Source organism: Streptococcus criceti HS-6, from assembly GCF_000187975.2.
GTDB classification, from domain to species: Bacteria; Bacillota; Bacilli; order Lactobacillales; family Streptococcaceae; genus Streptococcus; species Streptococcus criceti.
Window position 1 is genome coordinate 531,610 of sequence record NZ_AEUV02000002.1, and the last position, 12,669, is coordinate 544,278.

Genomic DNA, 12,669 nt, shown 5'->3' on the forward strand with positions numbered 1-12,669 from the left:
ATGATAATATAAACTAAATAAATAATAATGTCAACCATATTTTTGTTGACACTTATTTTAAATCCCCTTATAATAAAATTGAAAGCGAGGATAAGCCATGAAAGGTAGAGATGTCATTCTGGGAATTCTGAGCCGCAAAGAGCGGACAGGCTATGATATTAAAAATATTTTAGAAAATCAGCTCTCCTATTTTTATGATGGAACCTATGGAATGATCTATCCGACTCTGCGGAAGTTAGAAGCAGAAGGGAAGATAAAAAAGGAGGTCGTCATTCAAGAGGGCCGGCCCAATAAGAATGTTTATGCGATTACTGAAGCTGGGCGAGAAGAGTTTGTAGCTTATTTTGAGTCGGCAGTAGATGATGAGACAGTTAAATCAGATTTACTTATGCGGCTCTTCTTTGCTACAGACCTATCCAAGGAAAAGTTGCAGCCACTTCTAGCAGAAGGGATTGCTCGTAAGGAAGAGAAAATTCAGCAGCTGCATGATAATCTCCAGACTTGGAAAGAGGATGGAGGCTTGACTAGTACTCAGGAAATGACTATTAAGTATGGTTTGGCCTATTATGAAGCTACTAAGAAGGTTTTAGAAGATGCCCTGAAAGATCTTGAGCAATAAAGAGGATTCTATGGCACCAACCATTCAATCTGTCTTGAAGATGATTCCCCCCCTTTTGTTTGGATTTTGGCTAGTATAGCGTGAGACAGCTATGTCTATCAAGATTTATTTGGCATTCAGGCGGCCGGCTTATCAGCCCTACCTAGCCTAGATGCCCATTAGTTTTATGGGCCTTTCCTATTTTAAGTTGAGCTCCGATTATCGTGAGACAGAAGACTAGGGTGCCAGTCGAGAATGGGCCTGATTTGGCTTTATGTTAGTGGCCGTTTTTCTTCGGTACGATCTGGGCTACTGGTGGCACACTAGACGGATGAAATAAATATAAAAAGTAAAAAGCTCGCTTGAGGCGGGTTTTTCCTTTTGCCACAAGGCAAGGCCAAAGCGAAAAATCTAAGCGACTGTGATGACCACTGTTCATCTTATTTCCATCCTCAAAAGGTCTGGGAGGCCTTGTTAATCGGGAAATGAAGCTGGCAAAGCAAGTGTCAAAAACGGTCTGGAAAGAGACCATTTCAGGTCACCATCTTAAAATCAGGACGTGGTAAGAACCAAAATTTTCAATTTTTGGGTTGATCTCACTCCCTTTTCCTTATGTACATTATTGAATGATAAGGTAAAAAACGTTCAAAATAAGATTTTTCTCTTGACAGGTGAGCGGTTACTCACTACAATGGAGGGTGTCGGTAGGTGAGCAACCACTCACCTGAGGTTGTTCAGGAGAAAGAGATTAGAAGACTCTAATTTTCTTCATCTCCTTTTGTCAAAAGGAAGTGACATTGATGGAAAATCGGATTGTTTTACAGAGTTTGCATAAGGCCTTTGGGCCCCAAACGGTGTTGGATGGGGTTAGTCTGACTCTAGCTAAAGGTGAGATTTTAGGGTTGATTGGGCCGTCTGGAGCTGGTAAGTCCACGCTGATTAAGACTATGTTGGGTATGGAAAAGTCGGATAGCGGTCAGGCTCTGGTATTGGATACTCACATGCCTGAGCGGCATGTCTTGGGACGGATTGGCTATATGGCTCAGTCAGACGCTCTTTATGAGAGTTTGACGGGGCTGGAAAACCTAGAATTTTTTGGTCAGATGAAGGGGCTTGTGCGAGAAGAATTAGCGAGTGCTGTCTCCCATGTGGCCAAGGTAGTTGATTTACAGAATAGTCTGGGAACCTATGTTTCCGACTATTCTGGCGGGATGAAACGGAGGCTGTCACTCGCTATTGCTCTACTTGGAAATCCAGAACTCTTAATTTTAGATGAGCCGACGGTTGGCATTGATCCTGCTCTGCGGCGGGAGGTTTGGAAAGAGTTGCGTGCTATTCGAGACCAAGGACGGTCAATTTTAATTACTACGCATGTCATGGATGAGGCCGAACTGACTAATCGGGTGGCTCTTCTGCTGGCGGGTAAGATTATTGCCTGCGATGAGCCAGATAAACTCAAAGAGGCCTACGGAGTAGCTTCCATTGAAGAGGTCTTTCTAACAGCAGAAAACAAGTGAGGAATATAGAGATGAAAAGTTTAGCAATTACCAAAAGAATTATCAAAGAACTTCTGCGGGATAAACGTACCTTGGCCTTGATATTTATCGCACCAATTGCTATTATGTGGCTAATGAATGTCATGTTCTCAGCTAATACGGATACCGCTGTCACCATTGCTACAGTTCATGCGAACAGTTCTGTTGTGAAAAATCTGGGTAATGTCAAACATGTGACCTTGGAAAAGTATGCCAGTGTTAAGCAGGCCAAGGCAGATATGAAGACGGGAGAGGTTGACGCTATTTTGACTCAGGATGGGGATAAAGCGTTAAAGGTTCTCCATGCTAATACGGATGCGACTAAGACCAGTGTCGTTCGTCAATCCATAAAGGCGGCTATTGCCAAGGATTCTACCCAGCAGTTAACGGATAATGTAAAGCAGGTTCAAAAAAATCTACCACCGATAGCTCAAAAGCAAGTGGCTAGTCGGCAACTTAATAAGGTTACTCTCAAGGAGTCTTACAACTACGGAGATAAGGATTCAAATTTCTTTAATAAGATGATTCCGATTTTAATGGGTTTTATTGTCTTCTTCTTTGTCTTCTTAATTTCAGGCATGTCTCTGCTCAAGGAACGAACCAGCGGCACTCTAGATCGCTTGCTGGCGACACCGGTCAAACGCAGCGATATTGTCTTTGGCTATCTCTTATCTTATGGGCTCTTAGCCATTGTTCAAACCTTAGTGATTATTTTTGCGACCATCTGGCTGTTGGATGTTGAAGTGGTAGGTTCTATCGGCTATGTTATAATCATTAATGTCTTGATGGCTTTGGTTGCACTTTCTTTTGGTATTCTCCTGTCAACGTTGGCTAAATCGGAGTTTCAGATGGTGCAGTTTATTCCTCTGGTTGTCATTCCGCAGCTTTTCTTCTCAGGTCTCATTCCTTTGGATTCCATGGCTAGATGGGTGCGGATTATTGGGACAGTTCTGCCTCTGTCCTATTCGGGAGATGCTCTAACCAAGGTTGTGATGAGGGGACAGGGTTTGTCCGCCATCAACAGGGATATTTGGGTTTTGCTCATCTTTGTTATCGTTTTGACAATCTTTAATATACAGGGATTGAAGCGATATCGGAAGGTGTAATTCCCTTTGAAGGCGAAAAGCTACTTCATTCATTTTGATCTACTTTCGGATACGATCGGCTGTTCTTTCCTTAGTCTAGTAGCAGGGTGAAAAAGCAGCTTTTAAGACTATCATCAATTATTTTACCCCCTATCGTCATGGAAGGGAAAATCCGCGGTTTCCTTGCTTTCCTCGTTAACGGCAAGACTCAAGGGATATCGCCCTTTAATTTCTTCATACTGTGACGAGCTTAGTTAGTTTAGTGATGAGGTTGATTAACTTAAGAACCTTGAACAAGAAAATGATATATTTTTAATTAGTAATAAAATAGATTGAGGAAAAGATGCCACAAAATATTGTTAAAGATTATAGTCAGATTCTGGCAGAGGAGAAGATGCCGCCGGGCAAGAAAAAAGCTATGGCTACGGCCATTGAGCTCTTTGCTAAGCAGGGGGTTGACGGGACTTCGACGGCCCAAATTGCCACTCAGGCTGGGATCAGTCAAGCCACGATTTTCAAGTATTTTAAGACCAAAGAAGAGCTTTTGCTAGCGATTTTGAATCCAGTTATTCCTAGGGTCAAAGATGAATTCTTTAGCAATCTCTTAGCCCATAAAAAGTTAGAAGATGCTGTTCATTTTTTAGTTCAGGATCGCTGGGCTTTTATCAAGTCCAACAGTCCCTTGCTCAAAATTTTGATCCAACAGTTTTTGACCAATGAAGGTTTTAAGGCGGAGTTGCTGAAGAACTTCCAAGGGCTGGAGGACCTGACTGTTGTGCGGGAGATCAAGGCAGCTAATCCAAATTTTCGTAAAGACTTGCCCTTATCTAGCTTGATTCGGCGTATGGTAGGACCGCTTTTAACCTATTTTTATCAAACTCAGATTTTAGGACTGGCTGGTCAAGATGAGGTTGGGGATTTGGCTGATATTGAGGAAGAAATCTTACGAAATGTGACTAAATAGGTCTAATCTATAACGATGAATTTCTTAAGGGAAAGGGATTTTCAAGGATATTTGGATAAACATAAGATTTTTAATAAAAAACGTGCCGATTCTGGGAAGTCTTTATTAGCTAAGAATGGCAAAGGTACAGCAGATTGACTTAAGATCAAGGCCTCCTTAAGTCGTTTGGTGGTAGAAAACGCAAAGCGACTCTTTTACCTGAATCCTAAAGGGTAGAAACGAGGAGTTCTGATTGCTATATTATCGTCAACGTAAAAATCTCTATCGGTCAAACGATAGAGATTTTAATCAGTTACATGATCCAGTTCAGGAAGTTATGAAGCTATAAAAACGTGTTTAAAAAGTATAAAAATCAATAAAATTGCATGAGATCCTGTTATTAAAACAAACCGCTGATTTGATGCGATTTGTTACTTTAAATTGACTTCTGCTCAAATGTTAGGTTTGCTGTATTCTATCTCCTAAACCATTTAAAGCGTCGCCAGCCCTTATTGGCAATGAAGTCAAAGAAGGTAGAGAGGTTGCGGTAGATGGATTCGCCGACTAGGAAGAAGACCAGTCCTAACAGGAAGACTTCTAGGGTGACATGGCTGAGCTCAAAGATATTTTTGAGTAAGAGGGCTGAGATGATAAAAGCTAGGATAGACACTGTAATAATCGCAACCTTGCCCGTGTTTAAGGGTCTAGACAGGCGAACTAAGGCCATAAAACCGATGATGGAGAGCAGGAAGGTTGAAACGGTCGATGTTTGATCGTAGTCGATTTGGAAGAAGGCAGCTGCCCCAACCAAGAGACCGATAGCTGCCACGGCTGCTACAGCTGCTGGCAGGGCGTTTTTGAGCACCTTGAGCATAAAGTGGCCAGAAATCCGCTTGTTGTTAGCTTCGAAGGTCAAAAGATAACTTGGCAGGCCGATCATAAAGGCCGAAATTAGAGAAATCTGAGAAGCTTTGAGTGGATAGACGATAGCAAAAATAATGGAGAGAATAGCCAGCAGGAAGGAGAAGATATTTTTAATCAAGAAGAGGCTGGCCGAGCGCTCAATATTATTGACAGTACGGCGGCCTTCGGCGACCACTGATGGCATGCTGGCAAAGTTGGAGTCAACGAGGACGATTTGCGAAGCATTGAGGGCAGCATCGCTACCGGAAGCCATAGCGATGCTACAGTCGGCAGCCTTGAGTGCCAAAACATCGTTGACCCCGTCCCCTGTCATGGCAACAGTATGACCATCCTCCTGTAGGGCTAGTACTAGTTGGCGTTTGAGCTCAGGTGTTACCCGACCAAAGACGGTGTAGGTACGGGCTGCTTCTTTGATTAGGTCGTCTGTCACTAGGGTTCTGGCATCTACATAATTTTCTGCTTCCTTAATTTTAGCTTTGCCGGCTACGTGGGAAACGGTCACGGGATCGTCTCCAGAGATGACCTTGATGGCCACGTCTTGCCGACCAAAATAAGCAAAGGTTTCAGGAGCTTCTTGACGAATAGGATTGGAAATCAGGATGAAGGCATAAGGAATAAGCGGGCGATCCAGAGGCTCAACCTGTTCGGAAGTCAGTTTACCAAAGGCCAGTACCCGATAACCTTGGGCGGCGTAGTGATTGACTTCTTCCTCGTAGTTTGGCCAGTTTGTTCCCAATAAGATTTGAGGAGCTCCGATTAGATAGGAAAAGCCATCATAGATTACCCCGCTGTATTTATTGGAGGATTTAAAGGGCAGGAGCTTCTTTTTTTGGAGGTTTAGGCCGGCTGCCTGCTCCTTGGGAAAGTAGGCTTGTAGGGCTTCCATAGTATCATTATCCCCAGCTAATTCATTAGCAACACCTGCAATCAGATTGTCTAGGCGGAGGCCTGCATCGGGACTTTTACTAAAAGCATCGGTGGCTATGTAGTCTTGAACCGACATGCTATTTTCAGTAATGGTCCCTGTTTTATCAATGCAGAGAATGTCAACTCGGGCTAGCTTTTCAACGCTCTTCATATCGTGGAGGACAACCTTCTTACGGGCCAGTCGCATAGTGCTAGCCACTAAAGAGATGGTAGTCAGGAGGTAGAGACCTTCTGGAATAAGGCCGATGACAGCTGCTACCATAGCCTTGACAGCTCCGCCAAAACCAGTTTGGTTGACTATTAGGCTTTGATAGAGCATAATTAGAGCTAGAGGGATAATTAGAATTCCCACCCATTTAACGATAGCATTAATGGAGCGAATCATTTCGGATTGTTCATCACTATCAAAGGTCTTAGCTTCCTTGACCAGTTTAGCAGCATAGGTATCTTCTCCAACACGAATAACTTGAGCCAGACAAGTTCCTGCGACAACGAAGCTCCCAGACATGAGCTCATCTCCCTCATTTTTAGTGATTTCGTCGGCTTCCCCAGTTAGAATAGACTCATCCACTTGAATGCTACTGGATAAAACGTGGGCGTCAACCGAAATTTGGTTACCAGCTGACAGCTGGATGACATCATCAAGGACCAGCTCTTCAATCGGAATGGTCGACAGCCTGTTATCGCGCAGGACGGTCACATTGGGCGTGGTGACGATAGCTAGTTTGGAGACAGTCTTACGGGACCGCAGTTCTTGAATAATCCCCAAGATAGCATTGATGAAGACTACGGGCAAGAAGGTGAAGTTGCTGATACCGATATTACCACTAATCAGTAATAAAATAGTCAAAACGGCAAAAATTAAGTTGAAATAAGTTAAGGTGTTTTCCTTGAGAATCTGCTTGGTTGTCTTTACATCAGAGATACTGGCCTTGTTGACTTGGCCCCTAGCCACTCGGCTAGCGACTTCTTGACTTGTTAATCCTTTAATATCTTTCATAAAATCCTCTTTTCCCAGAGCGTGATTACTGTTTATTTTATCATGCTCCAAATAAGAAAGCTAGAAATCATTGGAGCTGGAAAAATTTTAGTTGAATGACATCAATGTCTTTTTAAAACAAGAATTAATTAAACTTTCTAATTTTTTGATATTTCCAAGCAAATTTTTTTAACTTCACCAACTTTTCCTATATAATCAGAGTAAGTTAGGATTAAATTATGTATCAAGTAGTAAAAATGTACGGAGACTTAGAGCCCTGGTGGTTTCTCGATGATTGGCAAGACGATATTGTTGACGTTCAAGAGTTTGAGGACTATTACGAAGCGCTCAGTTGTTATAAAAAAGAATGGTTTGATTTGATGAACCATTATCCCAGCTTTAATAGTAAAAGCAGTGTCATGACGGCTTTTTGGGATAGTAAAGACCAACGTTGGTGTGAAGAATGCGGCGAAGATTTGCAGCAGTACTATTCACTGGCCCTGCTCAAGGACTGGGAGGCTATTCCTAAGGACTGGCATCGTCCAGGTTATGAGCGGAGCAATGATAATCCTGTTCCTTTCCAATGTCAGATAAAATCATTTGGAAGCCAATGAACTATTAGTAAGAATAGAGTGATGGAGATCGAGCCTCTGCTCGGTCTTTTCTTTATATTCAAAATAGTTTGAAGTTAAAAGTTTATCTAACAAAAGTTTTCTACTTTTGAAAATTTTTTACGAATCAATAGGTAAGCAGGAGGAAAAAGGAGGCCACTATGGTAGAGGTGCAAGAACTGGGGAAAAGCTTGATTGAGGAAGCTGTCAAATGGCAGGCTCAGGATATCTATTTGCTGCCAAAGATTGATTATTATGAGATTTATCTGCGAATAGGTGATGAGAGACGTCTATTTCAAACTTGTCCTCAGGAACAGGCTGTGGGATTAATCAGCCATTTTAAATTTGTCGCTGGGATGAATGTTGGTGAGAAGCGGCGAGCCCAGTTGGGAGCCTGCCATTATGATTTTGCAGATGGTGAGACGGCCGCTCTGCGGTTGTCAACGGTCGGAGACTATCGGGGACGAGAAAGTCTGGTCGTTCGCTTGCTCTTTGATAGACGACGAGAATTAAAATTTTGGTTTGATGGCCTCAATGCACTGTTACCCAAGATTATTGACCGAGGCCTCTATCTTTTCTCTGGCCCCGTCGGTTCGGGGAAGACAACTCTGATGTATGAGTTGGTCAGTCGTAAGTATCCTGACAGTCAGATTATTACTATTGAGGATCCTGTTGAGATTAAACAGGATCAGATGCTGCAGCTCCAACTTAATCCCTCTATCGCGATGACCTATGATAATTTGATTAAACTTTCGCTGCGACACCGACCGGATGTTTTAATTATAGGAGAGATTCGCGATAAAGAGACAGCCCAATCCGTTATCAGAGCTAGCTTGACAGGAATCCGCGTTTTTTCGACCGTCCATGCTAAGAGTATTCCAGGCGTTTACGCCCGGATTTTAGAATTGGGAGTTTCTCGGGAGGAGTTAGATAATTGTCTGGCTGGCATTGCCTACCAGCGCTTAATCGGAGGAGGAGGATTGATTGATTTTGCCCAAGACCATTTTCAAAGCCACAAGGCTGACAGCTGGAATGAGAAAATTGACCAGCTTTTTACAACAGGACATCTCACTTACGAGCAAGCAGAAGCCGAAAAGATTAAGGATTAGCCGCCAGCGCAAGGTTATTCAGCTCTTTAACAACCTTTTGGAGTCTGGTTTCACGCTGACTGAGATTGTGGATTTTTTGGAGCGCAGTCATCTTCTTGCCCAATACTATACGCAGGAAATGCGATCCAGTCTCTTAGCAGGTGAAAATCTAGCTTCTATGATGGGAAGACTGGGCTTTTCTGATGATGTGGTAACTCAGTTGGCTTTAGCCGATATCCACGGAAATACTCAAGGGAGTCTTTTAAAAATAGAGCGATATCTGGCCAATTTGATGACCGTTAAAAAGAAACTCTTGGAAGTAGCTAGCTATCCCATCATCCTCTTAACTTTTTTGATTCTCATCATGTTGGGACTTCGCAACTATCTCTTGCCTCAGCTGGAGGGAACGAACCTAGCAACCAGTATTGTCAACCATTTTCCCGTGATTTTTCTAATAGGGGTTTTGGTTCTGGTCTTGATTATCCTTTTATTGATTTGGCTGCAGAGACGATCGCGAAAAATTTCTTGGTACAGCCATTTGGCTAGGCTTCCCTTGCTTGGCAGATTCGCCCAACTTTACTTGACGGCTTATTATGCGCGGGAGTGGGGGAAGTTGATCGGTCAAGGGGTGGAGATGAGTCAGATTGTCCAGCTCATGCAGAAGCAGAAATCCCAACTCTTTCAAGAACTTGGCCGCGAGATGGAGGATGCCTTGCTGGCTGGTCAAGAGTTTCACGATAAGGTCTTGGATTATCCTTTCTTCCTACGGGAATTGAGTCTGATTATTGAATATGGTCAAGTCAAAGCTAAACTGGGTAGCGAGCTAGAGATCTATGCTCAGGAAACTTGGGATGCCTTTTTTAGCCGGGTTAATCGGGCAACCCAGCTGATTCAGCCCCTGGTCTTTATCTTGGTGGCCCTTGTTATCGTCATGATTTATGCAGCCATGCTACTGCCCATGTATCACAATATGGAGGTACCTTTATGATGAAAAAATTACTCAAACGTTTAAAAGGAAAGAAAGTTAAAGCTTTCACTCTTCTTGAAATGTTAGTGGTCCTGTTAATCATCAGTGTTCTGCTCCTGCTTTTTGTGCCTAACTTAGCCAAGCAGAAGGATAAAGTCAAGGATACTGGTGGCGCGGCCGTTGTCAAGGTGGTAGAAAGCCAAGCTGAACTTTATGAACTAAACCATACGGACGATGCCACTGTTTCTAAACTAGTGTCTAGCGGTGATATCACACAAAAACAGGCGGATTCTTACAATGATTATTACAAGAAGCATAAGGAAAATCGGCAGGTTCCAAACTAGAGCCTTTACCCTGGTTGAAAGTCTGTTGGTTTTGGCGATTACCAGCTTTTTATTGTTAGCCTTTACAGGCGGTGTTCAGGAAGTTTTTGCGGGAGTACAAGAGAAGCTCTTCTTTCTCTCTTTTGAGCACCTTTATCAGGATAGCCAGAAGCTCAGCAATGCCCAGCAAAAAACCTTGACCTTAAATATTTCAGAAGGCCAAGTGACTAATGGTCAAGAAAGTTTGACCATTCCTGCCACTGTCAGACCTAGCCAGCCCTATACCATAGAATTTTCACCAGAAGGTGGCAATTCCTCGTTGGAAAAATTGACTTTCACAACTGAGAAAGGGTCTGTCTCTTATCAACTTTATATAGGAAGTGGTCGCTATAAAAAAACGGAAAATTAAAGCTTATATTCTTTTGGAAAGTCTGATTGCTCTGGCGGTTTTGGTTACTATCGTTAGTCTGATTCTAGGCGAGATAAATCGAAACCGCCAGGAGTTGGCAGCCAGTCTTCAGCAACAAGAAGCGCTCAATGTCGCCCAAATGGCGGTTCAAACCAAGCAAGATCAGTTGAGCCTTAATGGGGTGACTGTCCAAGTTCAGCGGACCTCAACCTGTATTACCGTTTATGAAGACGGAAAGGAGGTTCTTCATGTGTCCAAAAATTAGAATTCGGGCTTTCACTCTCTTGGAGTGTTTGGTAGCTCTCTTGGTTATTGCAGGCAGTGTCATGGTTTATCAAGGTCTGACTCAAGTTCTGGTAACCAATGTCGCCTATATCAGTAAGAATGACGAGGAGGACTGGCTTCTTTTTTGTCAGCAGTTACGCTCGGAGTTAGCAGAGACTGAGCTAGACCATGTGGCGGACAATAAACTCTATGTTAAAAAAGGTGATCAACCTTTAGCCTTTGGGCAGTCCCGTTCGGATGATTTTCGTAAAACCAATGCGGATGGGCGTGGCTATCAGCCCATGCTCTTCCATGTCAAAGCTAGTACTATCAGTCAGGCCGGTCAGACCATCACAGTTTTTGTCACCTTTGAATCAGGCTTAGAAAGGACTTTTGTCTATGATTTTGCAAAAACGTCTTAGAGCAGGAGTCTTAATCTACGCCTTGCTCATGGCAGCAATCTTTGTTTTGCTCTTGCAGTTTTATTTGGACCGAGTGGTGGCCAGTCAGCGACAGAATCAGGCCTTAGCCAACAACTCACAAGCCTATCTGATAGCCCAGCTGGTCAAAGAGCAGGCTAATCAGTCTTCAGGAGAAATGTCCTTTGAGCAGGGGCGGGCGACTTACCAAAAGGAAGGGGCTTCGCTGAGTGTGAAAGTAATCCTTTCTGATGGCAATAGTTACTGCTATGATTTTATGGGAGACCAAGAAACTAGTTCATCTAGTTCCGACAAGGACAAAAAGAAGGATAAGTCCACCTCTTTCTCTTCGTCGTCCGGCAGTTCTTCAAGGTCACAATCAGATGAAAAAAGTTCGTCTTCGCACCATGGTGAAGGTGAGGAAAGTTCCAACGATGACGCTTGATACTGTCTTAGAAAAAACGTTAAAGAAATTAATTTCCATAGCAGCTTACTCAGTAAAAAAAGTCTAGAGAAGAATCGTAACTCTTGGGAAAATGGCAGTCAAATCTTTACTCATCAGGGTTTGGATTTTACTGTCTTATGGGGCCTTTCGTTCCCATTTTCTGGCATTTTTGTTATGATAGAATTATGAATTTTGAGAAGATTGAAAAAGCCTACGGGCTGCTTTTGGAAAATGTCCAGCTCCTGCAAAACGACTTGAAAACGAATAGCTATGATGCTCTGATTGAGCAGAATGCTCTCTATTTGGATGGTAAGACTGAAAATGAGAGGATTCTTACTAACAATCAAGCCTTGCAACAGCTCGAACTGACCAGGGAAGAATGGCGACGGGCCTACCAGTTTTTGTTTATCAAGCTGGCCCAATCTGAGCCTCTGCAAGCCAACCACCAGTTTACGCCAGACAGCATTGGTTTTGTCCTGCTTTTTTTGCTGGAAAATCTAACTAAAGACGAAAGGTTGGATGTTCTGGAAATTGGTTCTGGAACTGGAAATCTGGCTCAGACGCTCATTAACAACAGCAGCAAACAGCTGGATTACATGGGACTGGAAGTTGATGATTTATTGATTGATTTATCAGCTAGTATCGCTGATGTGGTGGGTTCAGACGGCAGTTTTGTGCAGGAAGACGCTGTGCGCCCTCAGCTGATTAAAGAGAGCGATATTATTATTAGTGATCTACCTGTCGGCTATTATCCTAATGATACTATAGCTAGTCGCTATCAGGTGGCTGCTCAAAATGATCATACCTATGCGCACCATCTACTCATGGAGCAGTCGCTTAAATACTTGAAAGCTCATGGCTTTGCTATCTTTCTAGCTCCGGTTAATCTTTTGACCAGTCCTCAAAGCGATCTGCTCAAGGGTTGGCTCAAAGGTTATGCAGATATCGTGGCAGTCATTACCCTGCCTGAGGAACTCTTTGGCAATCCTGCTAATGCCAAGTCTATCTTTGTCCTGCAAAAGCAGAGCAATCAGGCGCCGGAAACTTTTGTTTATCCTCTGAGTGATTTGCAGGATCGCGATACTCTCCTAGATTTCATGGAAAATTTTAAGAAATGGTCAGCTGATTATATTCTTTGATGAGAAAATTTGC

At 43.1% G+C, this 12,669-nt stretch carries 14 protein-coding genes; 13 read left to right on the forward strand and 1 reads right to left on the reverse strand.

The window, feature by feature from the left end; translation table 11 throughout:
- Positions 1-97: 97 nt before the first annotated feature.
- From STRCR_RS02680 to STRCR_RS02695, 4 genes are all read left to right on the forward strand, one after another.
- Complete coding sequence (locus STRCR_RS02680) at positions 98-619, forward strand: PadR family transcriptional regulator (RefSeq protein ID WP_004226204.1); 522 nt, start codon at positions 98-100, stop codon at positions 617-619.
- 779 nt (positions 620-1,398) lie between these two features.
- Positions 1,399-2,115 (forward strand): ABC transporter ATP-binding protein, encoded by a 717-nt coding sequence (locus STRCR_RS02685; protein WP_004226995.1) that lies wholly within the window; start codon positions 1,399-1,401, stop codon positions 2,113-2,115.
- A gap of 11 nt (positions 2,116-2,126) precedes the next feature.
- Complete coding sequence (locus STRCR_RS02690; RefSeq protein WP_004228461.1) at positions 2,127-3,239, forward strand: ABC transporter permease; 1,113 nt, start codon at positions 2,127-2,129, stop codon at positions 3,237-3,239.
- 322 nt (positions 3,240-3,561) lie between these two features.
- Positions 3,562-4,182 (forward strand): TetR/AcrR family transcriptional regulator, encoded by a 621-nt coding sequence (locus STRCR_RS02695; RefSeq protein WP_004227955.1) that lies wholly within the window; start codon positions 3,562-3,564, stop codon positions 4,180-4,182.
- A gap of 454 nt (positions 4,183-4,636) precedes the next feature.
- Here STRCR_RS02695 and STRCR_RS02700 read toward each other — a convergent pair whose 3' ends face one another.
- Positions 4,637-7,012 carry an HAD-IC family P-type ATPase gene (locus STRCR_RS02700; RefSeq protein WP_004226940.1) on the reverse strand — a complete coding sequence of 792 codons (2,376 nt, stop codon included), beginning with the start codon at positions 7,010-7,012 and terminating at the stop codon, positions 4,637-4,639.
- 218 nt (positions 7,013-7,230) lie between these two features.
- Here STRCR_RS02700 and STRCR_RS02705 point away from each other — a divergent pair, with 218 nt between their 5' ends.
- The 9 genes from STRCR_RS02705 to STRCR_RS02745 all read left to right on the forward strand — a co-directional run bounded on the left by STRCR_RS02705 (position 7,231) and on the right by STRCR_RS02745 (position 12,656).
- Positions 7,231-7,605, forward strand: a complete 375-nt coding sequence (locus tag STRCR_RS02705) for a DUF1033 family protein (protein WP_004227703.1) — start codon at positions 7,231-7,233, stop codon at positions 7,603-7,605.
- 158 nt (positions 7,606-7,763) lie between these two features.
- Entirely contained in the window at positions 7,764-8,711 is a 948-nt protein-coding gene (gene comGA / locus STRCR_RS02710; protein WP_004229150.1) for a competence type IV pilus ATPase ComGA, read from the forward strand.
- The gene (comGB, locus tag STRCR_RS02715; protein ID WP_081478740.1) at positions 8,635-9,678 is read left to right on the forward strand and encodes a competence type IV pilus assembly protein ComGB; all 1,044 of its coding nucleotides are present in this window, start codon (positions 8,635-8,637) and stop codon (positions 9,676-9,678) included. Before comGA ends, comGB begins: the two co-directional genes overlap by 77 nt.
- Positions 9,675-10,001 (forward strand): competence type IV pilus major pilin ComGC, encoded by a 327-nt coding sequence (gene comGC, locus STRCR_RS02720; protein ID WP_004225160.1) that lies wholly within the window; start codon positions 9,675-9,677, stop codon positions 9,999-10,001. Before comGB ends, comGC begins: the two co-directional genes overlap by 4 nt.
- Positions 9,955-10,389 carry a competence type IV pilus minor pilin ComGD gene (comGD, locus tag STRCR_RS02725; protein WP_268739568.1) on the forward strand — a complete coding sequence of 145 codons (435 nt, stop codon included), beginning with the start codon at positions 9,955-9,957 and terminating at the stop codon, positions 10,387-10,389. Before comGC ends, comGD begins: the two co-directional genes overlap by 47 nt.
- Entirely contained in the window at positions 10,361-10,654 is a 294-nt protein-coding gene (gene comGE / locus STRCR_RS02730) for a competence type IV pilus minor pilin ComGE (RefSeq protein WP_004228164.1), read from the forward strand. Before comGD ends, comGE begins: the two co-directional genes overlap by 29 nt.
- Entirely contained in the window at positions 10,638-11,075 is a 438-nt protein-coding gene (gene comGF, locus STRCR_RS02735; protein ID WP_004226174.1) for a competence type IV pilus minor pilin ComGF, read from the forward strand. The genes comGE and comGF overlap by 17 nt, the downstream gene beginning before the upstream one ends.
- Positions 11,053-11,517, forward strand: a complete 465-nt coding sequence (gene comGG / locus STRCR_RS02740; protein ID WP_004229825.1) for a competence type IV pilus minor pilin ComGG — start codon at positions 11,053-11,055, stop codon at positions 11,515-11,517. Before comGF ends, comGG begins: the two co-directional genes overlap by 23 nt.
- 185 nt (positions 11,518-11,702) lie before the next feature.
- Entirely contained in the window at positions 11,703-12,656 is a 954-nt protein-coding gene (locus STRCR_RS02745; protein ID WP_040804378.1) for a class I SAM-dependent methyltransferase, read from the forward strand.
- The last annotated feature ends 13 nt before the right edge of the window (positions 12,657-12,669 follow it).